This window comes from Amycolatopsis thermoflava N1165 (genome assembly GCF_000473265.1).
GTDB lineage: Bacteria > Actinomycetota > Actinomycetes > Mycobacteriales > Pseudonocardiaceae > Amycolatopsis_E > Amycolatopsis_E thermoflava.
In genome coordinates this window covers 4,319,561-4,342,991 of sequence record NZ_KI421511.1, presented here as the reverse complement: position 1 = coordinate 4,342,991, position 23,431 = coordinate 4,319,561, and the positions used below count along the sequence as shown (strand labels likewise).

General features: G+C 69.9%; 24 protein-coding genes. 19 read left to right on the top strand and 5 right to left on the bottom strand.

The window, feature by feature from the left end; genetic code table 11:
* The first annotated feature begins 20 nt into the window (after nucleotides 1-20).
* From prmC to AMYTH_RS0121380, 13 genes are all read left to right on the top strand, one after another.
* Entirely contained in the window at nucleotides 21-884 is an 864-nt protein-coding gene (gene prmC / locus AMYTH_RS0121440) for a peptide chain release factor N(5)-glutamine methyltransferase (protein WP_020417783.1), read from the top strand.
* Between the two features lie 304 nt (nucleotides 885-1,188).
* A complete protein-coding gene (locus tag AMYTH_RS0121435; RefSeq protein ID WP_027932039.1) occupies nucleotides 1,189-1,839 on the top strand; it encodes an L-threonylcarbamoyladenylate synthase in 651 nt (216 codons plus the stop codon).
* Nucleotides 1,839-2,999 (top strand): glycosyltransferase family 4 protein, encoded by a 1,161-nt coding sequence (locus AMYTH_RS0121430; protein WP_020417785.1) that lies wholly within the window; start codon nucleotides 1,839-1,841, stop codon nucleotides 2,997-2,999. Before AMYTH_RS0121435 ends, AMYTH_RS0121430 begins: the two co-directional genes overlap by 1 nt.
* Nucleotides 2,996-3,427, top strand: a complete 432-nt coding sequence (locus tag AMYTH_RS0121425; RefSeq protein WP_020417786.1) for a hypothetical protein — start codon at nucleotides 2,996-2,998, stop codon at nucleotides 3,425-3,427. The genes AMYTH_RS0121430 and AMYTH_RS0121425 overlap by 4 nt, the downstream gene beginning before the upstream one ends.
* 370 nt (nucleotides 3,428-3,797) lie before the next feature.
* Nucleotides 3,798-4,580, top strand: coding sequence for a F0F1 ATP synthase subunit A (gene atpB / locus AMYTH_RS0121420; protein WP_027932038.1), 783 nt, complete (start codon nucleotides 3,798-3,800; stop codon nucleotides 4,578-4,580).
* A 63-nt stretch (nucleotides 4,581-4,643) separates the two neighbouring features.
* Nucleotides 4,644-4,901 (top strand): ATP synthase subunit c family protein, encoded by a 258-nt coding sequence (locus AMYTH_RS0121415; RefSeq protein ID WP_017987305.1) that lies wholly within the window; start codon nucleotides 4,644-4,646, stop codon nucleotides 4,899-4,901.
* Between the two features lie 29 nt (nucleotides 4,902-4,930).
* A complete protein-coding gene (locus tag AMYTH_RS0121410; RefSeq protein WP_017987306.1) occupies nucleotides 4,931-5,485 on the top strand; it encodes a F0F1 ATP synthase subunit B in 555 nt (184 codons plus the stop codon).
* An 11-nt stretch (nucleotides 5,486-5,496) separates the two neighbouring features.
* Complete coding sequence (locus tag AMYTH_RS0121405) at nucleotides 5,497-6,315, top strand: F0F1 ATP synthase subunit delta (RefSeq protein ID WP_027932037.1); 819 nt, start codon at nucleotides 5,497-5,499, stop codon at nucleotides 6,313-6,315.
* A gap of 50 nt (nucleotides 6,316-6,365) precedes the next feature.
* The gene (gene atpA / locus AMYTH_RS0121400) at nucleotides 6,366-8,009 is read left to right on the top strand and encodes a F0F1 ATP synthase subunit alpha (RefSeq protein ID WP_017987308.1); all 1,644 of its coding nucleotides are present in this window, start codon (nucleotides 6,366-6,368) and stop codon (nucleotides 8,007-8,009) included.
* 8 nt (nucleotides 8,010-8,017) lie between these two features.
* On the top strand, nucleotides 8,018-8,971 hold the full coding sequence (locus tag AMYTH_RS0121395; protein WP_027932036.1) for a F0F1 ATP synthase subunit gamma: 954 nt from the start codon (nucleotides 8,018-8,020) through the stop codon (nucleotides 8,969-8,971).
* Nucleotides 8,972-10,396 (top strand): F0F1 ATP synthase subunit beta, encoded by a 1,425-nt coding sequence (gene atpD / locus AMYTH_RS0121390; RefSeq protein ID WP_017987310.1) that lies wholly within the window; start codon nucleotides 8,972-8,974, stop codon nucleotides 10,394-10,396. It begins immediately after the preceding gene.
* A gap of 114 nt (nucleotides 10,397-10,510) precedes the next feature.
* The gene (locus AMYTH_RS0121385; RefSeq protein ID WP_027932035.1) at nucleotides 10,511-10,876 is read left to right on the top strand and encodes a F0F1 ATP synthase subunit epsilon; all 366 of its coding nucleotides are present in this window, start codon (nucleotides 10,511-10,513) and stop codon (nucleotides 10,874-10,876) included.
* 24 nt (nucleotides 10,877-10,900) lie between these two features.
* Nucleotides 10,901-11,335, top strand: a complete 435-nt coding sequence (locus AMYTH_RS0121380; protein WP_027932034.1) for a DUF2550 domain-containing protein — start codon at nucleotides 10,901-10,903, stop codon at nucleotides 11,333-11,335.
* A gap of 179 nt (nucleotides 11,336-11,514) precedes the next feature.
* Here AMYTH_RS0121380 and AMYTH_RS0121375 read toward each other — a convergent pair whose 3' ends face one another.
* From AMYTH_RS0121375 to AMYTH_RS0121365, 3 genes are all read right to left on the bottom strand, one after another.
* Nucleotides 11,515-11,961, bottom strand: a complete 447-nt coding sequence (locus AMYTH_RS0121375; RefSeq protein WP_027932033.1) for a protein-tyrosine phosphatase family protein — start codon at nucleotides 11,959-11,961, stop codon at nucleotides 11,515-11,517.
* Nucleotides 11,962-12,104: 143 nt separating this feature from the next.
* On the bottom strand, nucleotides 12,105-12,677 hold the full coding sequence (locus AMYTH_RS0121370; protein WP_017987314.1) for a cob(I)yrinic acid a,c-diamide adenosyltransferase: 573 nt from the start codon (nucleotides 12,675-12,677) through the stop codon (nucleotides 12,105-12,107).
* Between the two features lie 10 nt (nucleotides 12,678-12,687).
* Nucleotides 12,688-14,193: an insulinase family protein gene (locus AMYTH_RS0121365; protein ID WP_027932032.1), complete on the bottom strand. Its 1,506-nt coding sequence runs from the start codon at nucleotides 14,191-14,193 to the stop codon at nucleotides 12,688-12,690.
* Between the two features lie 153 nt (nucleotides 14,194-14,346).
* On the opposite strand from AMYTH_RS0121365, the gene murA reads away from it, so the two are divergent.
* Entirely contained in the window at nucleotides 14,347-15,621 is a 1,275-nt protein-coding gene (gene murA / locus AMYTH_RS0121360) for a UDP-N-acetylglucosamine 1-carboxyvinyltransferase (protein ID WP_027932031.1), read from the top strand.
* A gap of 322 nt (nucleotides 15,622-15,943) precedes the next feature.
* On the opposite strand, the gene AMYTH_RS0121355 is transcribed toward murA, so the two are convergent.
* Nucleotides 15,944-16,573: a LysE family translocator gene (locus tag AMYTH_RS0121355; protein ID WP_037322630.1), complete on the bottom strand. Its 630-nt coding sequence runs from the start codon at nucleotides 16,571-16,573 to the stop codon at nucleotides 15,944-15,946.
* Nucleotides 16,574-16,699: 126 nt separating this feature from the next.
* On the opposite strand from AMYTH_RS0121355, the gene AMYTH_RS0121350 reads away from it, so the two are divergent.
* From AMYTH_RS0121350 to ehuA, 5 genes are all read left to right on the top strand, one after another.
* Nucleotides 16,700-18,721, top strand: a complete 2,022-nt coding sequence (locus tag AMYTH_RS0121350) for a protein meaA (protein WP_084022645.1) — start codon at nucleotides 16,700-16,702, stop codon at nucleotides 18,719-18,721.
* Between the two features lie 154 nt (nucleotides 18,722-18,875).
* A complete protein-coding gene (gene ehuB, locus AMYTH_RS0121345) occupies nucleotides 18,876-19,769 on the top strand; it encodes an ectoine/hydroxyectoine ABC transporter substrate-binding protein EhuB (RefSeq protein ID WP_027932028.1) in 894 nt (297 codons plus the stop codon).
* A 22-nt stretch (nucleotides 19,770-19,791) separates the two neighbouring features.
* Nucleotides 19,792-20,499, top strand: coding sequence for an ectoine/hydroxyectoine ABC transporter permease subunit EhuC (gene ehuC / locus AMYTH_RS0121340; RefSeq protein ID WP_017987321.1), 708 nt, complete (start codon nucleotides 19,792-19,794; stop codon nucleotides 20,497-20,499).
* Nucleotides 20,496-21,152 carry an ectoine/hydroxyectoine ABC transporter permease subunit EhuD gene (ehuD, locus tag AMYTH_RS0121335; RefSeq protein ID WP_027932027.1) on the top strand — a complete coding sequence of 219 codons (657 nt, stop codon included), beginning with the start codon at nucleotides 20,496-20,498 and terminating at the stop codon, nucleotides 21,150-21,152. Before ehuC ends, ehuD begins: the two co-directional genes overlap by 4 nt.
* Before the next feature lies 1 nt (nucleotide 21,153).
* Nucleotides 21,154-21,918 carry an ectoine/hydroxyectoine ABC transporter ATP-binding protein EhuA gene (gene ehuA / locus AMYTH_RS0121330; RefSeq protein WP_027932026.1) on the top strand — a complete coding sequence of 255 codons (765 nt, stop codon included), beginning with the start codon at nucleotides 21,154-21,156 and terminating at the stop codon, nucleotides 21,916-21,918.
* Here the strand turns inward: ehuA and AMYTH_RS0121325 are convergent.
* On the bottom strand, nucleotides 21,857-23,290 hold the full coding sequence (locus AMYTH_RS0121325; RefSeq protein ID WP_027932025.1) for a serine hydrolase domain-containing protein: 1,434 nt from the start codon (nucleotides 23,288-23,290) through the stop codon (nucleotides 21,857-21,859). The two genes, ehuA and AMYTH_RS0121325, sit on opposite strands and share 62 nt — an antisense overlap.
* Between the last annotated feature and the right edge of the window lie 141 nt (nucleotides 23,291-23,431).

The window sequence follows — 23,431 nt, the reverse complement described above, 5'->3', positions numbered from 1 at the left end:
GCTGTGGAAAAGTTGGGTGCGTGAAGCGGCAACCGTTGCGACTGGCGATCCTCGAGGCGATGCGCATCCTGGAGGAGGCGGGGGTGGCGTCCCCGCGCGCCGACGCCGAACTCATCGCCGCGCACGTGCTCGGCGTCGACCGCGGTCGCCTGCCGCTCGTGCCCCTCGTCGACCCGCCCGTGGTCGAGGCGATCGGCAAGCTGGTGGCGCAGCGCGCCAAGCGGGTGCCGCTGCAGCACCTCACCGGGTGGGCCGGATTCGCCGGCATCACCCTGGACGTCGGCCCTGGTGTCTTCATCCCGCGGCCGGAGACGGAACTGCTGGTCGAGTGGGGGTTGCGGCTCATCCACGGCCGCGAGTACCCGGTGGTGGTCGACCTGTGCACCGGTTCCGGCGCGCTGGCGCTGGCGATCGCGCACGAGCGGCCGGACGCGGTGGTCTACGCCGTGGACATCGACCCGAACGCGCTCGCGTGGGCGCGGCACAACGCGGACAAGCAGGCCGCGGCGGGGGACACGCCGATCCGCCTGTACTCCGGCGACGTCGGGGACAGCACGATCTTCGCCGAGCTGGACGGCCTGGTGGACCTGGTGGTGTGCAACCCGCCGTACGTCCCGCCGGGCGGCGACCTGCCGCCCGAGGTGGTCGACTTCGACCCGCCGCAGGCGGTCTTCGCCCCGGACGGCGGTCTTGCGGTGGTCCGGCAGGCCGTGGCGACCGCCTGCCGCCTCCTCAAGCGCGGCGGCGGGGTGGCCATCGAACACGACGACACGCACGGCTCGGCCGCGCCGGCGCTGGTCGCGTCCCGCAAGGTGCTGACGGACGTCCAGGACCACCGCGACCTCGCCGGACGCCCCCGTTTCGTGACCGCCCTCCGCGGCTGACCCCGGCCGTCACAACACACCCAACACGCCACGCCCCACACCCCACCCGCACCGGCCGGCACGCTGCCCGAAGCGGCCGATCCACCGCCCAAACCGGCCAACTCGGCGCCCGGACCAGCCAACACACCGCCCGGAGTGGCCAACTCGGTGCCCGGAGCGGCGAACACGCTTGGCGCGGCGTGTTGGCCGGTGGGCGCGCTGTGTTGGCTGGTTGTGGCGGCGTGTTGGTCGGCCGGTGCGCGGCCGGTGCGGTGAGCGCCACCCGCAACCAAGCCGTTACCCGACCGGGAATAGTCTTCACCCCATGAGCGCGGTGTACGACTGCAGCCGTCCGGAGACGCGGGCCGAGGGGCTGGCCGCGGCGGCGAGCGCGGTGCGTTCGGGGCGGCTCGTCGTGCTGCCCACGGACACGGTCTACGGCATCGGGGCGGACGCGTTCGACTCGGCCGCCGTGCGGGCCCTGCTGCGGGCGAAGAACCGCGGCTCGGACCTGCCCGTCGGCGTCCTGGTCGGCTCATGGTCCACAGTAGACGGTCTCGTCCTCGGCGTGCCGCCGCAGGCGCGGGCCCTGATCGAGGCCTTCTGGCCCGGCGATCTGTCCATTGTGCTCCCGCACGCGCCGAGCCTGCGCTGGGACCTCGGCACCACCCGCGGCACCGTGATGCTCCGGATGCCGCTGCACCCGGTCGCGCTGGAGCTGCTCCGCGACGTCGGCCCGATGGCCGTCTCCAGCGCCAACGTCTCCGGGCGGTCCCCGGCGTCCAGCGCGGAGGAGGCGCAGGAGCAGCTCGGCGAGTCGGTCTCCGTCTACCTCGACGGCGGGCCCAGCGGCGAGCCGGTGCCCTCGTCGATCGTCGACCTGACCGGCGACGAGCCCGTGCTGCTGCGGGCGGGCGCGGTGAGCGCGGAAGCGGTGAGCGAGGTGCTCGGCGCACCGGTGAAGACCGCGGCCTGATGACCCCCGTAACCACCGCAGGCCTCCCGATCCGGGAGTACATCCTCGTCGGTCTCATCGCCGCGACACTGACGTTCCTGCTCACCGGCGTCATCCGGCGCCTGGCGATCCGCCTCGGCGCGATCGCCAACCCGCGCGCCCGCGACGTGCACGTCATCCCGATTCCGCGCATGGGCGGCGTCGGCATGTACCTGGGCGTCGTCGGCGGCATGGCGATGGCCCACCAGCTGCCGGTGCTGCGCCGCGCGTTCGACTTCTCCCTCGACCCGGTCGGCGTGCTGATCGGCGGGGGCGTCATCGTGCTGATCGGCGCGCTGGACGACCGGTTCGAGATCGACGCCTGGACCAAGCTCGCCGGCCAGGTGATGTGCGCGGGCATCCTGGTCATCTTCGGCGTGCAGTGGAACGTGTTCTGGGTCCCGTGGGGCGGCAACGGCGACGCGCTCGGCTCGGTGGTCACCCTGGACAACAACCAGGGCGGGCTGCTGATGGTGCTGCTCGTCGTGCTGCTGGTGAACGCGCTGAACTTCGTCGACGGGCTGGACGGCCTCGCCGCCGGGCTGGGCTTCATCGCGGCGGCCGCGACCTGCGCGTTCTCGCTCGGCCTGCTCAACTCCCAGGGCGGCGACGTCGGCGTCTACCCGCCGGCGCTGATCGCCGCCACGCTGGCCGGCGCGTGCCTCGGCTTCCTGCCGCACAACTTCCAGCCCGCGAAGATCTTCATGGGCGACTCCGGCTCGATGATGATCGGCCTGATGCTGGCCGGCGCCACCACGTCGGCCTCCGGCAAGATCAACTACACCCGGTTCGGCGGCTCCGACGCGCTGGCGCTGCTGTCCCCGCTGCTGGTCGTCGTCGCGGTGCTGTTCCTGCCGGTCCTCGACCTGCTGATGGCGGTCGTCCGGCGCACGCGGCGCGGCGAGAGCCCGTTCGCGGCCGACAAGATGCACCTGCACCACCGCCTGCTGGAGATCGGCCACTCGCAGCGCCGCGCGGTGCTGCTGATCTACCTGTGGGCGGGCCTGCTCGGCTTCGGCGCGGTCTCGGTGACGCTGTTCGACACGACGGCGGTACTCTGGATCGTCGGCGCGGGACTCGTCCTCGCCGCGATCGTGTCCGTCATTCCGCGCCTGAGGTCGCGGAACCAGGGAGTGTCATGACCGACAACACCGAGAACCCGCACGCGCAGTCGGTGCTCAAGCTGGCCGACGCGATGCTGCGCTTCGCGCTGTGGCCGGGGCTGGCCACGGTCGTGATCGGCGTGGTCGTGTCGACGATCCTGTCCGGCGTGCCGGGCCTGCTGGGCTCGCTGGTGGGCGGCGCGATCGCGTTCGCGTCGTCCCTGGTCACGCTGTTCATGATGCGCAAGTCGGCGGCGCTCGACCCGTTCATGGTGATGGCGGTGGCGATCGGCGGCTACATCCTCAAGGTGCTGGTGCTGTTCGGCGTCATGACCGCCCTCAAGGGCGTCGATGCGTTCAACCGCTACGCGCTCGCGTTCACCACGCTGGCGGTGATCCTGGTCTGGGCCGCGGCGGAGTTCCTGGCTTTCCGCAAGACCAAGATCCCGACGATCATCCCGAGCTGACTTCCGCAGGTCAGCGCCGGATTCCGGCGGCACTCCAACGGGTGGGAACCAATTAAGGAGTACGCCCGTACGGTGTCGATTTACCGGCTGGTATCGTCCGCACTGTGGAGGTGGGGCCTTCGGGCCGCGCTCCCGATGCGGAACCCGACCGGCAACGTGGCGATCGAGACGGATGGCCCCTGAGCCGGCCTGGCTGATTCTGCCGTCGGAGATCGTAGTGCCGAAACCCCCAGGTGGCTGAAAGTACACGCGCTGTTCACTCAGGGGATCCGCCTCCAAGCACCCGAAACGTATCGGGTACGTTAAGTCCAGATCGTGACGATTCCCCCGGCGGAGTGAACGCCGGCCGGGAGAACCGGAAGGAGCCCAGTTGGGCGCGCTGGTATTGGCCGAGGGCGACACGTTCGCGCCCCCGGGTGCCGGAGACTTCGACCTGCCGCCGATCTTCCTCGGCGTCACCAAGCCGATGATCCTGGTCGTGCTGTCGGTGATCATCATCGCGGCCTTCTTCCTGCTGACCTCGCGAAAGCTGAAGGTCGTGCCGGGCAAGGCGCAGTTCGCCGCCGAGTACGTCTACGACTTCGCGCGCAACGGCATCGCGCGTGAGCAGATCGGGTCGAAGGACTTCAAGCCGTTCATCCCGCTGGTGCTGGCGCTGTTCAGCTTCGTGCTGATCAACAACCTGTTCGGGATCATCCCGATCTTCCAGTTCCCGACGTTCTCGCACATCGGTTTCCCGATCGCGCTGTCGCTGCTGGTGGTCTACCCGGTGTACCACTACGTCGGGTTCAAGCGGCACGGTTTCGTGGGCTACCTCAAGCACGCGACCGTCCCGCCGGGCGCGCCCGGCCCGATCTACATCCTGCTGACGCCGATCGAGTTCCTGCAGAAGTTCGTCCTCAACCCGCTCACCCTGGCGGTCCGGGTGTTCGCCGCGATGTTCGCAGGCCACCTGATCCTGCTGGTGTTCACGCTCGCGGGCGAGTTCCTGCTGCTCCACGCGGGCGGGGTCTTCAAGCCCATCTCGCTGGTCTCGTGGGCGTTCGCCATCCTGATGACCTTCGTGGAAGCGCTGATCCAGGTGATCCAGGCGTATGTGTTCGCCGTGCTGTCGGCGAACTACATCGGCGCCGCGCTCGCCGAAGACCACTAGAAGAAAACGAACCGAAAAGCCCCCGATCCGCGTGGTAGCGGACCGAGTGAAAGGGAAACGCAAGTGAGCAACATCGTTCTTGCCCAGGCCGCCGAGACCGCCTCCAGCATCAACCCGGGCCTCGCCGCCATCGGCTACGGTCTGGGCGCGATCGGCCCGGGCATCGGTGTGGGTCTGATCTGGGCCGCCGTCATCAACGGCACCGCCCGTCAGCCGGAGGCCCAGGGCAAGCTCATGGGTATCGCCTGGACCACCTTCGTGCTTACCGAGGTGCTCGCCCTGATCGGTCTGGTCGTCTACTTCATCGCCTCCGCCGCCTGAGTTAACCGCTCACCGCTGAAGGAGTCGTTGTGGTGAAGACCCAGATCGTGCTGGCCGCGGAAGAGGCGCCGAACCCGGTGCTGCCGCATCTCAGCGAGATCATCCTCGGCCTGGTGGCCTTCCTGATCCTGCTGTGGCTGCTCAAGAAGTTCGCCGTGCCGCGCTTCGAGAAGATGTACGAAGAGCGCACGGCGGCCATCGAAGGTGGCATCGCCAAGGCGGAGAAGGCGCAGGCCGAAGCCGAAGAGGCGCTCGCGAAGTACCAGGCACAGCTCAAGGACGCCTACTCCGAGGCCGCCAAGATCCGTGACGACGCTCGCCTCGAGGCCGAGCGGATCAAGGAAGAGCTGCGGGCCGAGGCCCAGGACGAGGCCGCCCGGATCATCGCCCAGGGCCACGCCGCGCTGCAGGCCCAGAAGGCACAGATCGTCACGGAGCTGCGCAACGAGCTGGGCCGCAACTCGATCGAGCTGGCGAGCCGGATCGTCGGGGAGCACCTCGAGGACGAGGTCCGTCGCCGTGGCACGGTCGACCGGTTCCTCGCCGAGCTCGGCAGCAGCGCCGGTAACGGAGCAGGAAAGTAGTCCAGATGACGCTGACGCTGCACGCCGCGAGCCGCGAAGCGCTCGCCTCCGCCGAGACCCGGCTCGCCGAGGTCACCGGCGAGGCCGGCGCGGACTCGGCCGCCCTCGGCAACGAGCTGCTGGCCGTGGTCGACCTGCTCGGCAGGGAGATCGGGCTGCGCCGCGCGGTCGCCGACGCCTCGTCCGACCCGGAGGCCCGCACCCGGCTGGTCCGCGCGCTGCTGACCGGCAAGGTGTCCGAGCAGGCCCTGCGCGTGCTCGACGCCGTGGTCGCGGCCCGCTGGTCCAGCCCGCGGGAACTGGTCGACGGGGTCGAGTCGCTCGGCCGCAACGCGCTGCTCACCAGCGCGGAGAAGGCCGGGAAGCTCGACGCCGTCGAGGACCAGTTGTTCCGGATCGCCCGTATCGTGGTGAGCAACCCGGAGCTGGAGCAGACGCTGTCCGACCAGACGGCACCCGGCGACGCGAAGCGCAGGCTGGTGCGCGAGCTGCTGCAGAGCAAGGTGGAGGAAATCACCCTTGCCCTGGTGGAGCAGGTCGTTGGCCGGTCGGCGGGCCGCAGCGTCGGGTTCAACCTGGACCAGCTGGTCAAGCTGGCCGCGCAGCGCCGCGAGCGCTCGGTCGCGTACGTCACGAGCGCGAGCGAGCTGTCCGCGGAGCAGCGGGAGCGGCTGGCCGAGCAGCTGCACCGGATCTACGGGCGCCCGATCGGGCTGCACGTCGAGGTCGACGCCCGCCTCGGTGGCGGGCTCGTCGTCCGGGTGGGCGACGAGGTCATCGACGGCAGCACCGCGGGCCGGATCGCCGAGCTGCGCAGGCAGCTGGCCTGACACCACACAAAGACTTTGCACACCTGCAGGAACGAGAGAGCGGGAACGACATGGCGGAGCTGACGATCTCCTCGGACGAGATCCGTAGCGCGATCGAGAACTACGTCTCGAGTTACTCACCCGAAGTCAACCGGGAAGAGGTCGGCGTCGTCGTGGACACCGGCGACGGCGTTGCCCACGTCGAGGGTCTGCCCTCGACCATGGCCAACGAGCTGCTGGAGTTCCCCGGCGGGATCCTCGGGGTGGCCCAGAACCTGGAGCCGCGCCAGATCGGTGTCGTCATCCTCGGCAACTACGAGCAGATCGAGGAGGGTCAGGAGGTCAAGCGGACCGGCCAGATCCTCTCGATCCCGGTCGGCGAGGGCTTCCTCGGCCGCGTCATCGACCCGCTCGGCAAGCCGATCGACGGCCTCGGCGACATCCCGGCCGAGGACCGCCGCGCCCTCGAGCTGCAGGCCGCCTCGGTCGTGGAGCGCCAGCCGGTGTCCGAGCCGCTGCAGACGGGCATCACCGCGATCGACGCGATGACCCCGATCGGCCGCGGCCAGCGCCAGCTGATCATCGGCGACCGCAAGACCGGCAAGACCGCGGTCTGCGTCGACACGATCATCAACCAGAAGGCCAACTGGGCGACCGGCGACCCGAGCAAGCAGGTCCGCTGCATCTACGTCGCGGTCGGCCAGAAGGGCTCCACCATCGCCGGTGTCCGCAAGTCCCTCGAGGACGCGGGTGCGCTGGAGTACACCACTATCGTCGCGGCCCCCGCGTCGGACTCCGCCGGCTTCAAGTGGCTGGCCCCCTACACCGGTTCGGCCCTCGGCCAGCACTGGATGTACCAGGGCAAGCACGTCCTGATCGTGTTCGACGACCTGTCCAAGCAGGCCGACGCCTACCGCGCCCTGTCGCTGCTGCTGCGCCGCCCGCCGGGCCGCGAGGCGTTCCCCGGCGACGTCTTCTACTTGCACTCCCGGCTGCTCGAGCGCTGCGCGAAGCTGTCGGACGAGCTGGGTGGCGGCTCGCTGACCGGTCTGCCGGTCATCGAGACCAAGGCCAACGACATCTCGGCCTACATCCCCACCAACGTCATCTCGATCACCGACGGTCAGTGCTTCTTCCAGTCCGACCTGTTCAACTCGGGTCAGCGCCCCGCGGTCGACGTGACCACCTCGGTCTCCCGAGTCGGTGGTGACGCGCAGATCAAGGCGATGAAGACGGTGTCCGGTTCGCTGCGGATCGACCTGTCCCAGTACCAGGAGCTGCAGGCGTTCGCCGCCTTCGCCTCCGACCTGGACCCGACCTCGCGCGCCCAGCTGGACCGCGGTGCCCGCCTGTACGAGGTGCTCAAGCAGCCGCAGTACTCGCCGATCCCGGTCGAGCAGCAGGTCGTCACCGTGTACCTCGGCACCAAGGGGCACTTCGACGACGTGCCGGTGGAGGACGTGGCTCGCTTCAACACCGAGCTGCTGGAGAACATCCGCCACAAGCACGACGACATCCTCGCCGAGATCCGCGACAAGGGTAAGTGGACCGACGAGCTCGCCGAGCGCGTCGCCGCCGCGGCCGCCGAGTTCAAGAAGGGCTTCACCACCTCTTCCGGTGAGCAGCTCGTGAACGAGGCCGAGGCCGAGGCGATGGACGCCGACAAGGTCGGGCAGGAGACCGTCAAGGTCAACAAGCCCGCCCCGACGAAGTGACCGGATAGCTGATGGCGCAACTTCGCGAGCTCCGGGCAAAGATCCGGGCGACGAAATCGATCGGCAAGATCACCAAGGCGATGGAACTGATCGCCACCTCGCGGATCGGCCGTGCCCAGGCACGCGTCGAGGCTTCGCGCCCGTACGCCGAGGAGATCACCAAGGTGCTCTCCGCCCTGGCGGGCGGGGCCGCGAGCCTCGACGACCCGTTCCTCGTCGAGCGGCCCGACCCGAAGCGGGCGGCCGTGCTGGTGGTGACCAGTGACAAGGGCCTGTGCGGTGGTTACAACACCAACGTGCTGCGGGCCACCGAGGAGCTGCTCTCGCTGCTGCGCTCGGAGGGCAAGGAGCCCCAGGTCTACGTCATCGGCGGCAAGGGCCTGAACTACTACCGGTTCCGCAACCGCGAGGTCGTCGACAGCTGGACCGGCTTCTCGGACCAGCCGCACTACGAGAACGCCGCCGCCGCGGGCGAGACGCTGACCAAGGCGTTCCTCGCCGGCGCGGACGACGACGCGAACGGGCCGGGCGAGGACGGCGTCCTCGGCGTGGACGAGGTGCACATCGTGTACACCGAGTTCAAGTCGATGCTGACCCAGACCCCGGTCGCCAAGCGGATGGCGCCCCTCGAGGTCGAGTACGTGGAAGACGGCGCGGAGGGCGCCGCTCAGCCCGGCGAGATCCTCCCGGCGTACGAGTTCGAGCCCAGCGCGGACCGGCTGCTGTCGGCCCTGCTGCCGAAGTACATCAACACGCGGATCTTTTCGGCTCTGCTCGAGTCGGCCGCTTCCGAGCTGGCCGCCCGGCGCACCGCCATGAAGTCGGCGTCGGACAACGCCAGCGAGCTGGTGGAGACCTACACCCGGCTGGCGAACCAGGCGCGGCAGGCCCAGATCACGCAGGAGATCAGCGAAATCGTCGGTGGGGCCGATGCGCTCGCCGCTGTAGGAAGTGATGAGTAGATGACCACCACTGAAACCCGGACCAAGGGCCGGATCGTCTCGGTGACCGGCCCGGTCGTCGACGTGGAGTTCCCGCGCGGCGCCGTGCCCGAGCTGTTCAACGCGCTGAAGGTCGAGGTCGAGTTCGAGCAGCTGCGCAAGACGATCACCCTCGAGGTCGCGCAGCACCTCGGCGACAACCTCGTCCGCACGATCTCGCTGGCCCCGCAGGACGGTCTCGTCCGCGGCGCCGAGGTGATCGACACCGGCGCCCCGATCTCGGTGCCGGTCGGCGACGAGGTCAAGGGCCACGTCTACAACGCGCTGGGCGACTGCCTCGACCAGCCGGGCTACGGCGCGGACCTGGAGCGCTGGAGCATCCACCGCAAGCCGCCCGCCTTCGACCAGCTCGAGGGCAAGACCGAGATGCTGGAGACCGGCCTCAAGGTCATCGACCTGCTCACCCCGTACGTGCAGGGTGGCAAGATCGGCCTGTTCGGCGGTGCCGGCGTCGGCAAGACGGTTCTGATCAAGGAAATGATCACCCGTGTCGCCCGGAACTTCGGTGGCACCTCGGTGTTCGCCGGTGTCGGCGAGCGCACCCGTGAGGGCACCGACCTGTTCCTGGAGATGAGCGAGGACGGCGTCATCAACGACACCGCGCTCGTCTTCGGCCAGATGGACGAGCCGCCGGGCACCCGTATGCGGGTCGCGCTGTCCGCGCTGACGATGGCGGAGTACTTCCGCGACGTCAAGAACCAGGACGTGCTGCTGTTCATCGACAACATCTTCCGGTTCACCCAGGCCGGTTCCGAGGTGTCGACCCTGCTGGGCCGCATGCCCTCGGCCGTGGGTTACCAGCCGACGCTGGCCGACGAGATGGGTGAGCTGCAGGAGCGGATCACCTCGACCAAGGGTCGTTCGATCACCTCGATGCAGGCGATCTACGTGCCTGCGGACGACTACACCGACCCGGCCCCGGCCACCACGTTCGCCCACCTGGACGCCACCACCGAGCTTTCCCGGTCGGTGTTCCAGAAGGGCATCTTCCCGGCCGTGGACCCGCTGGCCTCCACGTCGACGATCCTCGACCCGGCCATCGTCGGTGAGGACCACTACCGGGTGGCCTCCGAGGTCATCCGGATCCTGCAGAAGTACAAGGAGCTGCAGGACATCATCGCGATCCTCGGTATGGACGAGCTGTCCGAAGAGGACAAGCTGACCGTGCAGCGGGCCCGCCGCATCGAGCGGTTCCTGTCGCAGAACATGCTCGTCGCCGAGCAGTTCACCGGCCAGCCGGGCTCGACCGTGCCGCGCGCGGAGACCGTCGAGGCGTTCGACAAGATCAGCAAGGGTGAGTTCGACCACTACCCGGAGCAGGCGTTCCTGGGCATCGGTGGCCTCGAGGACCTCGAGAAGAAGTACAAGGAACTCACCGGCAAGTGATGTCGGGACGACGGCGGGGCGGGTGTCCTTTAAGGACTCTCACCCCGCCGTTGTCGTAACCGGTCGCGAACCTATTAGACTGCGCTCATCGGCGCGGGAACGAAGGAGAACCACGTGGCTGAGATGACCGTCGAGCTTGTCGCCGTCGAACGCCGTCTCTGGTCCGGTCAGGCGACGTTCGTGGTCGCGCAGACCACTGAGGGTGAGATCGGCCTGATGCCGGGTCACGAGCCGGTGCTTGGTCAGCTGGTCGAGGGTGGCGTCGTCAAGGTGACGACCACGGACGGTGAGACCGTCCGCGCCGCGGTCCACGGTGGCTTCCTGTCCGTGACCGCCGAGCGGGTGAGCATCCTCGCCGAGTCGGCGGAGCTCGCCGACGAGATCGACGTCGAGGCCGCCCGCTCCGCGCTCGGTGACGAGGACGAGGCCGAGCGGGCCAGAGCAACCGCTCGTCTCCGCGCGGCCGGCCAGTCGGTCTGACCCGGCGACGAGCAGGAGCCGGCCGTGGAAATCACCCTCGTTGTCCTGGTCGTCCTGCTCGGTCTTGCCGTCGTCGCGTTCTGGTACAGCTTCCGCTGGGGGCGGATGCGGCGTCAGGGCGGCGTGAGCGTCGCGTTGCGCTGGGACCCGGACAACGCCCGTGCGGGCTGGCACCTGGGTCTGGGGCGCTACGAGGGTGAGGTGTTCGCCTGGTACCGGGTGTGGAGCTTGCGCACCGGCCCGGACCGGGTGTTCGAACGTGAAACGTTGATGATCGCGGACCGCCGCGACCCCGTCGGCACCGAGGCGTACGCGGTGCCCTCCGACGCGACGGTCCTGCGCTGCGAGTCGGCCCTCCAGGAGCCCATCGAGATCGCGATGGGCCCGGACGCGCTGACCGGGTTCCTGTCCTGGCTGGAGTCCGCTCCGCCGGGACGCCAGGTGCCGCGCGCGTCCTGATCTAGCCCCGTCTGGCACGTCATCGGAGCCGGAGGACGATGGCGGCCATAGTGAGTCCGGCGTAGCGGGTGGCCAGGTCCGATCCGGCCGACCACCATCCCGGCGAGCAGCGGCACCGCCCACATGCTGGTGCGCGGCCCGGGTGACGAGAGTCGCTCGCCCGCCGCAGCCGTCCCAACCTAGTCCCGTGTGAACCGGCGCACCCAGCGGCGTTGCCCCGGCGTTTCGACCGCCCGGGGGTGGTGGTGCTGCCGCGTCCACGAGACGGCTTCAGTGGGGTCTATGCCGGCCAGAACGGCGAGGCAGGCGATGACCGTGCCGGTCCGCCCGACCCCGCCGGCACAGGCGACTTCGACCGCTTCGCCGGCGCGCGCCCGCTCGTGCAGGGCGCGGATCTCCCGGACGGCGGCGTCCTGGTCGCGGGGCAGCCGGAAGTCCGGCCAGTCCAGCCAGGTGTGCGGCCATCCCAGACCGGCGTCGTGGTCGCGGCGCAGCCGCGCGGAGCCCAGGTAGAGGCCGAACTGGGGCGCCGGGCCGGTGGGCTGGGGGCGGCGCAGGCCCCGCCCGCGGACCCAGGCCCCGTCCGGCAGCCGGATGCTTCCCGGCAGCGGTGGGTTGTCGGTCATGGCACGAACCTAGGTCGCCGTGCTGGTGGCGGGTATGAGGATGACCGCATGCTTGCCGGAGTGGAGTCCGGCAGGCATCTCCGCGGCTTTCCGGAGCGTCGACGTGCTGGTGGCGGACACGCGCGCTCGCCCTGGGTCGACCGTCAGGCTTCTCCGCCGGGCTTCCAGAGCACGTCGCCGTCCGGGTTGGCCAGGCGGGCCAGGATGAAGAGCAGGTCGGAGAGCCGGTTCAGGTACTTCACGGCCAGTACGTTCGTGCGGTCCGCGTCCGCCTCCACCAGCGCCCACCCGGCCCGCTCGGCCCGCCGGCTCACCGTGCGTGCCTGGTGCAGGAACGCCGCCCCCGGGGTGCCGCCGGGCAGGATGAACGACGTCAGCTTCGGCAGGCGCTCGTTGAACTCGTCGCACCAGCCTTCGAGCCGCTCGATGTAGGCCTCGGTGATGCGCAGCGGGGGGAACTCCGGATCGGGCACCACCGGCGAGCACAAGTCGGCGCCGACGTCGAACAGGTCGTTCTGCACGCGGCGCAGCACCACCGCGATCTCCTCGTCGAGACCGCCCATCGCGAGCGCCAGCCCGACCACCGAGTTCGTCTCGTCGACGTCGGCGTAGGCGGCCAGCCGCGGGTCGGTCTTCGGCACGCGCGAGCCGTCGCCGAGCGCGGTCGTCCCGTTGTCGCCGACCCTGGTGTACACGCGGTTGATCCGTACCGGCATACCGAGAACCTTACGACTGCTCGAACAGCCGCATGGCCTCCGGCGCTTCGAAACACACCGCGGAATCGATTCGCGCCCGCAGGTCCCGCACCAGCGCCCGGCCGCCGCGCCAGTCGCCGGGACGCACGGTGATCGCCCCACCGTGGGTGCCGAACAGGTGCAGGATCGGCAACTGACCGTCGGTGTGCTCGATGCCGACCCCGGCGAGGTCGTCGAACCGCACGACAGCCGCCGGTGACGGGTTCTGCCCGAAGTAGGTGGACAGGCCCTCCTCACCAACCACGAGCCGGTAGCCGCGGGGCGCGGTCGAGCCGACCAGCGCCCGCTTCATCTCCCGGCCCGGCGGCGCGGGCAGCGGGCTGCCCGGCAGTTCCGGCAGGTCCCGCGGGACGTGTCGCTCCGGCGCGCACAGCACCAGCCGTCCGGCCAGCTCGCGGGCCGCCGCCGCGACCGCGGCCGGGTCGAGCCCGGCCAGCACGCGCTGCTGGTGCTCGGCCGCCGAGGGCCAGCCGGTCAGCTCGCTCATCGCCGCGTCGAACGCCCGGTAGACCGCGAAATCCCGCTCGGCGACCTCCTCGGCGAGCCCCGCCCGGTCGACGGCCAGTTCCTCCTCGGTCGGCCCGCTGCGGCCCAGCTCGGCCAGCTCGGTGCGGATCGCGTCGACGACCCGCGCGGCCTGCTTGTCCGGCACGTCGGTGCCGAACCCGAGGACGGCCCGGCGCGCGTCCACCATCTGGTGGTCGAAGGCGATGTCGTAGACCAGGCCCTCGAGGTGTCGCAGGCGTTCGGTGAGGCGGTGGATGAGGATGCCGGCCGCGCACGCGATCTCCGCGGTCCACTCGACCAGCGCGCAGCCCACGACGCCGTTGGGGATGCTCGTCTGGGCCGGGGTAGGCAGGTCGAACGGCTCGGCGGTCACCGGCTGCCGAGGCGGGCCCGGGGGCAGCGGGAGCTTCAGGCCGGCCGGGGGAGGGCCGGACAGCACGAGTGCGGCGTTGTCGCGGTGGAACCAGCGCGCGCACCACTCGCGGGCCTGCTCGGGGCCCGCGTGGACGGCGGCGAGCTGGACGTTGCCGGTCAGGCCGAACGCCCGGTTGCCGAACCACAGCGCCGACGGCAGCCACGCGGTCACGCCCGGGCCGTCGTTGCCGCGCTCCTCGGCCAGCAGCACGCCGCGCTCCAGCCGCAGCGGCCCGGTGTCGAGGTCGGCCAGCGACTCGCACACGCGCCGCAGGTGCTCCGCGACGGTCTCCGGGGTGCTGGTGACGTCGAAACTGGTGTGCAGGACCTCGGTGGAGGCGTTGTTCTCGTAGCGGCTCGTGCGCACGCGCCGCATCGCCAGGTGCTCGACGAGGTGCGTGATCCCGGTCTGCAGGAACGACTCGTGCGCGAGACCGACCCCGAACAACAGGCTCGCGCTGAGCCTGCCCGGCTGGTCGGTCCAGAAGACCGGCACGCCGTCGATCTCGGCCCGGTGCACCTCGGGCAGGGACGGAGGCGCGGGCGGGGTCAACATTTCGCTCAAGGTTCCCCCAGTCGAGTGGGACGCACGGGCGCGTTATCGCCGCGAGGGAGCACAGTGTTTCACACGATAGTGCGAACTCGGTCGCCCTCTGTTATGTCCCGCCCCTCCGTCCGGGTGCCTGAACCGGAAGGCATGATGACGGCCATGAGCGAGCACTTCGACGTGCACGGTGGTGCGCGGCTGGTGGGCGAGGTCGAGGTCGTCGGAGCCAAGAACAGTGTTCTGAAGCTGATGGCGGCCGCACTCCTCGCCGAGGGCACCACCACCATCACCAACTGCCCGCAGATCCTGGACGTCCCGCTGATGGCGGACGTGCTGCGCAGCGTCGGGTGCGAGGTGGTCCTGGACGGCGACACCGCGAAGATCACGACCCCGTCCGAGCTGTCCCACCGGGCCGACTCGCCCGCGATGGGCAAGCTGCGTGCGTCCGTGTGCGTGCTCGGCCCGCTGGTCGGCCGTCTGAAGCAGGCTGTCGTCGCGTTGCCGGGCGGTGACGCGATCGGGTCGCGGCCACTGGACATGCACCAGAACGGGCTGCGCGCGCTCGGCGCGACGAGCACCATCGAGCACGGCTGCGTCGTCGCCACCGCCGACCATCTCAAGGGCGCCCAGATCTGGCTGGACTTCCCGAGCGTCGGCGCGACCGAGAACATCCTGATGGCCGCGGTGCTGGCCGAGGGCACGACGGTGATCGACAACGCCGCGCGCGAGCCGGAGATCGTCGACATCTGCGTGATGCTGAACCAGATGGGCGCGAAGATCGAGGGCGCCGGAACGTCGACGCTGACCGTGCACGGCGTCACCGAGCTGCACCCCACCGAGCACCGCGTGATCGGCGACCGGATCGTGGGCGCGACGTGGGCCTTCGCGGCCGCGATGACCCGCGGTGACCTGACGGTGAAGGGTGTCAACCCGCACCACCTGGACCTGGTGCTGGAGAAGCTGCGGATGGCCGGCGCCGAGATCACGACGTTCGGCGAGAGCGGGTTCCGGGTGGTGCAGCACGACCGGCCCAAGGCGGTCGACTTCGTGACGCTGCCCTACCCGGGGTTCGCCACGGACCTGCAGCCGTTCGCCGTCGCGTTGTCCGCGGTGTCCGAGGGCACGTCGATGATCACGGAGAACGTGTACGAGGCGCGGTTCCGGTTCATCGAGGAAATGGTGCGGCTGGGCGCCGACGCCCGCACCGACGGCCACCACGCGGTGGTCCGCGGGGTCGAGAGGTTGTCCTCCGCGCCGGTCTGGGCGTCCGACATCCGCGCGGGCGCGGGCCTGGTGCTGGCCGGCCTGTGCGCCGACGGGGTCACCGAGATCTGGGACGTGTTCCACATCGACCGCGGGTACCCGTACTTCGTCGAGAACCTGAACCGGCTGGGCGCGCGCGTGGAGCGGGTCGTCGGCGCGGCGGAGCGCTGCTGACCGCGCTGCCCGGATGGCTGGCGCTGCCGCCGGAAGGGCTGACACACGAGGAGCACCAGGCGCTGCCCGAGGAAGTGCGTGCCCGCCTCGAAATCGTCGATGGCGCGGTCGTGGTGCACGAATCGCCGGACCGGTCGGCTCCGGCGCCGGGGCACCGCCTGTTGGTCGCCGAGGTGGTGTCCCGGGATTCGCTGACCGCGGACCGCACGAGCAAGCCGGCCCAACACGCGGCCGCGGGTGTCCCGCACTTCTGGCGTGTCGAGGGCCTACGCCTCGACGGGTGTGGGCACCGTGACGATCGACCTCGCCGCGCTGCTCTGACTCACTCCGCGGCCAGTCCGACGCCGAAGCCGATCAGCGCGGTGCCCGTCACGGCGTCCATCGCGCGGCGGACGCGTCGCCGGTTCAGCCAGCCCTTCGCCCAGCGGACCAGGAACAGCAACGTCAGCTGCCACGCCGTGCCGACCACCAGCACCGTGTACGCCAGCAGCAGCGCCTCGCCCGCGCCGGTCGTCGCCGGGTCGAGGAACTGCGGCAGCACCGACAGGTAGAACGCCATCACCTTCGGGTTGGTGATGTTCGACAGGAACCCCTCGCGGAACCGTCGCAGTCCGCTCGCCCGGCGCCGGTCCAGCTCGTCCAGCGCCTCGTAGTTCCCGCGCCACGCGCCGCGCAGCGCCTGGAACCCCAGCCAGCACAGGTAGGCGACCCCGGCCCACCGCACGGTCTCGAACAGCGGCCGCACCTGCACGATCAGCGTGCCCAGCCCGAGCCCGACCGCGGTGGCCTGCACCAGGTTGCCCAGCGCGATGCCGGAGCAGGTGAACAACCCGCCCCGCGCGCCGCCGGCCAGCGCGTTCTTCAGCACGACCATCGTGTCCGGACCCGGCACCACCGCGATCAGCAGGGCGAACACCAGGTAACTCGCGTACAGGCTCCACGTCACACCCACGAGGCTAACTCGGCAGTCATGATGGGGTCAGGCTGATTTCGCACCCAGTGAGATGCGTCCTTGCGGGGCTGCGCGCGAAGTTACCGACGAGTACGCTCTGTGTGTCGTTCATCTGGAGGTGCACCGATGCCCTACCCCACGGATCGCGAGCGAGACCGCCCCTGGGTCATGCGCACCTACGCGGGGCATTCGTCGGCGGCGGCCTCCAACGAGCTGTACCGGCGCAACCTCGCCAAGGGCCAGACCGGCCTGTCGGTGGCCTTCGACCTGCCGACGCAGACCGGCTACGACCCGGACCACCCGCTGGCCAAGGGCGAGGTCGGCAAGGTCGGCGTCCCCATCTCGCACATCGGCGACATGCGCCGCCTGTTCGCCGGCATCCCGCTGGCCGAGGCCAACACGTCGATGACGATCAACGCGCCGGCCATGTGGCTGCTCGCGCTCTACGTCACTGTCGCCAAGGAGCAGGCCGACGCCGAGGGTCGCGACCGCGACGAGGTGCTCGCCAAGCTCACCGGCACCACGCAGAACGACATCATCAAGGAGTACCTGTCCCGCGGGACCTACATCTTCCCGCCCGCGCCGAGCCTGCGCCTGATCACCGACGTGATCGCCTGGACGGTGCACCACATCCCGAAGTGGAACCCGATCAACATCTGCAGCTACCACCTGCAGGAGGCGGGCGCGACCCCGACGCAGGAGGTCGCCTACGCGCTGTCCACCGCGATCGCGGTGCTCGACGCCGTGCGCGACTCCGGCCAGGTCGAGCCCGCCGACATGGCCAAGGTCGTCGGCCGCATCTCGTTCTTCGTCAACGCCGGGGTCCGGTTCGTTGAAGAGATGTGCAAGATGCGCGCGTTCACCCGGCTCTGGGACGAGATCACGCGCGAGCGGTATGGCGTCGAGGACCCGAAGGCGCGCCGCCTCCGCTACGGCGTGCAGGTCAACTCGCTCGGGCTGACCGAGGCGCAGCCGGAGAACAACGTCCAGCGGATCGTGCTGGAGATGCTCGGCGTCGCCCTGTCGCGGGACGCCCGTGCCCGCGCGATCCAGCTGCCGGCCTGGAACGAGGCGCTCGGCCTGCCGCGGCCGTGGGACCAGCAGTGGGCGCTGCGCATGCAGCAGGTGCTGGCCTACGAGACGGACCTGCTGGAGTACGAGGACATCTTCGCAGGCTCGCACGTCATCGAATCCAAAGTGGACGAGATCGTGGCCGGGGCGCGTGCGGAGATCGAGCAGGTGCAGGATCTCGGCGGCGCGGTGGCCGCGGTGGAAAGCGGTTACATGAAGTCGCAGCTGGTGGCCTCGCTGGCCGAGTACCGGCGCGACGTGGAGTCCGGCGGGCGCGTCATCGTCGGGGTCAACAAGTTCGACACCACCGAGCCGAGCCCGCTGCAGGCCGAGGGCGCGAAGGCGATCGAAACCGTCGACCCGGCGGTGGAGAAGCACGCCGTCGCGGCGCTGGAGGAGTGGCGCCAGCAGCGCGACCACGCCGCGGTCGACGCGGCGTTGGCGCGGCTGCGCGAGGTGGCGAAGACGTCGGAGAACCTGTTCGACGCCACGCTCGCGTGCGCGGCGGCCGGGGTGACCACCGGGGAGTGGGCCGGCGCGCTGCGCGAGGAGTTCGGCGAGTACCGGGCGCCGACCGGCGTGTCGGCGGCCGCGATGTCGGGCGACGCCGCCGAGCTGTCCCGGGTGCGTGACCGCGTGCGGGCGACCGGCGAGGAGCTGGGCGAGAAGCTGCGGATCCTGGTCGGCAAGCCGGGCCTGGACGGGCACTCCAACGGCGCCGAGCAGGTCGCCGTGCGGGCCCGCGACGTCGGGTTCGAGGTCATCTACCAGGGCATCCGGCTCACCCCGGAGCAGATCGTGGCCGCCGCGGTGCAGGAGGGCGTGCACGTCGTCGGCCTGTCGGTGCTGTCCGGCTCGCACCTCGAGGTCGTGCCGCAGGTGGTCGACGGCCTGCGGGCGGCGGGCGCCGGGGACATCCCGGTGATCGTCGGCGGGATCATCCCGCCCGAGGACGCGCGGCTGCTCACCGAGCGCGGCATCGCCCGGGTGTTCACACCCAAGGACTACGAGCTGACCGAGATCATGGACGAAATCGTTTCGGTGGTGCGGGAACGCCACGAGTTGCCGCAGGACTGAGCCAGTTCTGTCACTTTCCGTGCGCATCGTCCACACGCAACGTTGATCTCTTTCCGATAACAGCGAGTGGCGATCTCGTTGCTTCTTTTGACCCCATCGGACGCACCGCCTACGTTCGGTGAACCGGCGGAACCGAATAAGGGGTGCGACGAAAATGACGCACGGTCAGTGGACACGACGGGATTTCTTCCGGCGATCGGCGGTCGTCGGCGCAGCGGCGGTGGCGGGACCGACATTGTTGGCAGCCTGCCAGAGCACCGAAAGCGGCAACACCCTCGACTCGGCGAAGAGCGCCAAGACGATCAGGATCGGAATCGCCAACGAGGCGCCCTACGGTTTCGCCGACACCTCGGGGAACACGACCGGTGAAGCCCCGGAAGTGGCCCGTGCCGTGTGCAAGGCGCTCGGAATCGACACCGTGCAGGCCAACGTGGTGCCGTTCGACCAGCTGATTCCGGCCCTGAACGCGAAGCAGTTCGACATCGTCGCGGCGGGCATGAACATCACGCCCACGCGCTGCAACGCGGCCTTGTTCTCGAATCCGGACTACTCGGCGCTGACCGCGCTGCTCGTGCCCAGCGGCAATCCGCAGGGCGTCAACACCCTCGCCGACGTCGCCGCCAAGAAGGTCAAGGTCGCGGTGCTCTCCGCCGCGGTGGAGAAGGGCTTCGCCACAGCGGCGGGGGTTTCCGAGGACCAGATCGAAACCCTGGACACGCAGGACAACATGTTGCGCGCGGTGACCGCGGGCCGCGTGTACTGCGCCGCGCTCACCGACATCTCGCTGAAGTGGCTGGTGAAGCAGAACCCGAACGCCGGCGTCGAGGTGACGCCCGGCTTCCAGCCCACCGAGAACGGCCAGCCGGTGCAGACCGCGGGCGGGTTCGTCTTCCGCAAGGACGACACCTCGCTGCGGGACGCGTTCAACCAGCAGCTGAAGACCTTGCACGACAACGGTGAGTGGCTGCGCATCGTGACGCCGTTCGGGTTCGACCAGAGCAACCTGCCCAAGGCCGACCTGACGACCGACAAGCTCTGCGCGGCCTGACGCTCGAGCCCGGGGACGCGTCGTGTCGGACTCGACATCCAACATCATCTCGACCATCCTCAGTGGACTCGGCACGACGGTGTACGCGACGGTCGGCGGCATCGCGCTGACGATCGTCCTGGCACTGATCGCCGGGCTCGCGATGCTGTCGCGGTCCCGGACGGTCCGGTTCGTCAGCCGCGTCTACGTCGAAGGGTTCCGCGGGACGTCGGAGGTCGTGCAGCTGTTCTGGCTGTTCTTCGTCCTGCCCGCGCTGGTCGGGTTCAAGCTCGTTCCGTTGTTCGCAGGCATCATCGTGCTCGGGCTGAACCACGGCGCCTACGGTGCCGAGATCGTGCGCGGCGCGGTGCAGTCGGTGCCGCGCGCGCAGCGTGAAGGCGCGGTGGCGCTGTCGTTCAGCCCGGCGCAGCGCATGTTCCGGGTGATCCTGCCGCAGGCGGTGGTGGAGATGCTGCCGCCGTTCAACAACCTGTTCATCCAGTTGATGAAGAGCACGGCCCTGCTGTACTTCATCTCGGCCGGGGAGATCACCGAGAAGGGCGAGCTCCTGCGGCCGGTGTACGGCAGCCAGCTCGTGTTGATCTACGGCGTCGAGCTGTTGTGCTACCTGGCGATCGCCGTCGTGATCACGATGATCATGCGGGCGCTGGAACGCGTGCTGGCGCGGCGGCTCGGGCGTGAGCCGCCCAAGCGTGAGCGCGCGTGGGCGAGGGCGGGGGCGCCCGGATGAACTGGAACTGGGACTACTTCTGGGAATCCGTCCCGCTGCTGCTGGAGGGTTTGCTGGTCACCCTCGAGCTGACCGTGCTCGGCTCCGCGGTGGCCTACGTGCTGGGCCTGGTGTTCGCGCTGGTGCGGCGGGCCCGGATCCCGGTGCTGAGCCAGCTGATGTACCTGTTCATCGAGGTGGTGCGCAGCACTCCGCTGCTCATCCAGGTGTTCATCGTCTTCTACCTGTTGTGGCCGGCACTGGGCATCACCCCGTCGGCGTTCGTGACCGGCGTGATCGCGCTCGGGATCCACTACGCCACCTACACCTCCGAGGTGTACCGCGCGGGGATCGAGGCCGTCCCGAAAGGACAGTGGGAGGCCGCGAGGGCGCTGAGCCTGCCGCGCGGCCGGGTGTGGACGGGGATCATCCTGCCGCAGGCGGTGCCACGGGTGGTGCCCGCGCTGGGCAACTACATGATCTCGATGTTCAAGGAAACCCCGCTGTTGATCAGCATCGGGGTGCTCGACGTGCTCAACCGGGCCAAGGGGCAGGGGGCCGAGACCTTCCAGGTGATCGAGCCCTACACCCTCGCGGGCATCCTGTTCCTGCTGATCAGTTACCCGTCGTCGATCCTCGTGCGAAGGTTGGAACGCCGTGTCGGACAGCTCTGAGATGATCCGGTTCGAGGGGGTCGTGAAGAAGTTCGGCGACCACGTGGTGTTGCGGAAGCTGGACTTTTCGGTGCGGCCAGGGGAGTTCGTGACGCTGATCGGGCCGAGCGGTTCGGGCAAGACGACGATCCTGCGGCTGCTGATGACGCTGGAGCAGGTGAACGCGGGGCGCATCTTCGTCGGCGGCGAATGCCTGTCGCACGTCGACAAGGGCGGTCGGATGGTGCCGGCTGGGGAGAAGCACCAGCGGCGCATGCGCAGGCGGATCGGGATGGTGTTCCAGCAGTTCAACCTGTTCCCGAACATGAAGGTGCTGCAGAACGTCACCGAGGCCCCGATCCGCGCGCTCGGCCTGTCCCGCGAGGAGGCCGAGCAGCGCGGACGGGAGCTGCTGGAGATGGTCGGGCTGAGCGAGAAGGCCGACGCCCACCCGTCTCAGCTGTCCGGCGGGCAGCAGCAGCGGGTTGCGATCGCCCGCGCGCTGGCGATGCGTCCCGAGGTGCTGCTGCTGGACGAGGTGACCTCGGCGCTCGACCCCGAGCTGGTGGCCGGCGTGCTGAAGGTGCTGAAGGAGATCGCGTCGACCACGGACATCACGTTCCTCTGCGTGACGCACGAAATGCAGTTCGCGCGGGACGTGTCGGACCGCGTGCTGATGTTCGACCACGGGCAGATCGTCGAGGACGCGCCGCCGGAGAAGCTGTTCACCGACCCGGACCACCAACGGACACGGGAGTTCCTGCAAGCGGTGCTCGACCGCGGGTGAGCCGGACCAGCGCGGCGGCCCTGGCGGCGATCACGGCGAGTTCCGTCGCGCTCCACAGCGCGAGCCAGATCACCAGCGCGGGTGAGAAGTACGCCGTCTGCAGCCAGGTGGCGTCGCGGCCGCCGAACAGCCCGCCTGCCAGGTCGGCCAGCGCCACCAGCGCGACGACCGGGATCAGCCGGGGCACCAGTCCGCGGACGACCCGCCACCGGGTGGCCCGTGCCGCCCATCGGCGGGCGCGGAGCGCGGTGCGAATCCCGATGCCGACGGTGAGCAGCGTCAGCGCGGCCAGGACGAGGTCGACCAGCAGCCGCGCCGAGGACGGGGCCGGCGGCTGCTGACCGTGCAGGATCGCGGCGATGCCCTCGGCGAGCTGGGTGGTCCCCTCGTTGCCGAGCGAGACGCCGCTGTCCACCATGACCGCGATGCCGTATCCGTCGGGCAGCATCAGCGCGCCCGCCGTGTAGGTGAACCAGATCCCGGTGTGGCTCACCCGGCCCTCGTCGTCGGTCTGCCAGCCCATGGCGTAGTTCTCGCGCGCGGCGGTGTGCATGAGCGCGAGGCCTGCCGCGGAGACGAGGCCGCCCCCGGTGCGCTGGACGGCGAGCCAGCGGGCCATGTCCTCGGCGGTGGTGATCACCCCGTCCGAGCCTGCGACGAAGCGGTCCGGTTCGGACGCCGCGGGGGTGAGCCCGTAGGCGTAGACGTGTCCGCGGTGGACGGTGGCGGGCAGGTCGCGGGGCGTCCGCGTGATGGCGGTCGTCGAGCGCATCCCCGCCGGTTCGAAGACGTGCTGCCGCAGGTAGTCGCCGAAGGCCTGGCCGCTGACGACCTCGACGAGCCGCGCCGCGAGGTGGAAGTTGGTGTTGGTGTAGTGGTACTCGGCGCCGGGATCGCTCGCCAGCGTCGCCTGACGGGCGCGCTGCACGGCGCCGGCCAGGTCGTCCGGCTGTGGGAGGCTCTTCTCCGGCAGGGTCCCGTCGGTGATCCCGGAGGTCTGGTTGAGCAGGTGCCGCACGGTGATCGCGCCGCCCCGCGGGTCGGCGAGGCGGAACTCCGGCAGGTAGGTGGCGACCGGGACGTCCAGGCCGAGCCTGCCGCTCTCGGCCAGCTGCACCACGGCCAGCGCGGTGAAGGCCTTCGACACCGACGCGATCGGCATCGGGGTCGTCGCCGTCGCGGTGCCGTAGCCGTGCAGGTGCACGACGCCGGTGTCCTTGGTGATCGCCACCGCGACCCCGGGATACCCGGCTGTCTCGGCGAAGTCGGCGACGTAGGAGTCGATCGAGGACGGGTCCGGTAGTTGATCTGCTGTCGCCGTACCGGGGATCAGGGCGACGATCGCGGCCACCGCCGCGCACACGCGTTTCACGGAAGTCAAGGTAGGAACCGGGCGGGTGTCCGCACAGGACACTGACGGCAGGGAAGGGATCCGACTTTCGTCATGGGTTGACCCGTCCGGGTGTCATCTCGCATACTCGTGTTCGTCAGACGTGCAACTGTACGTCAGGCG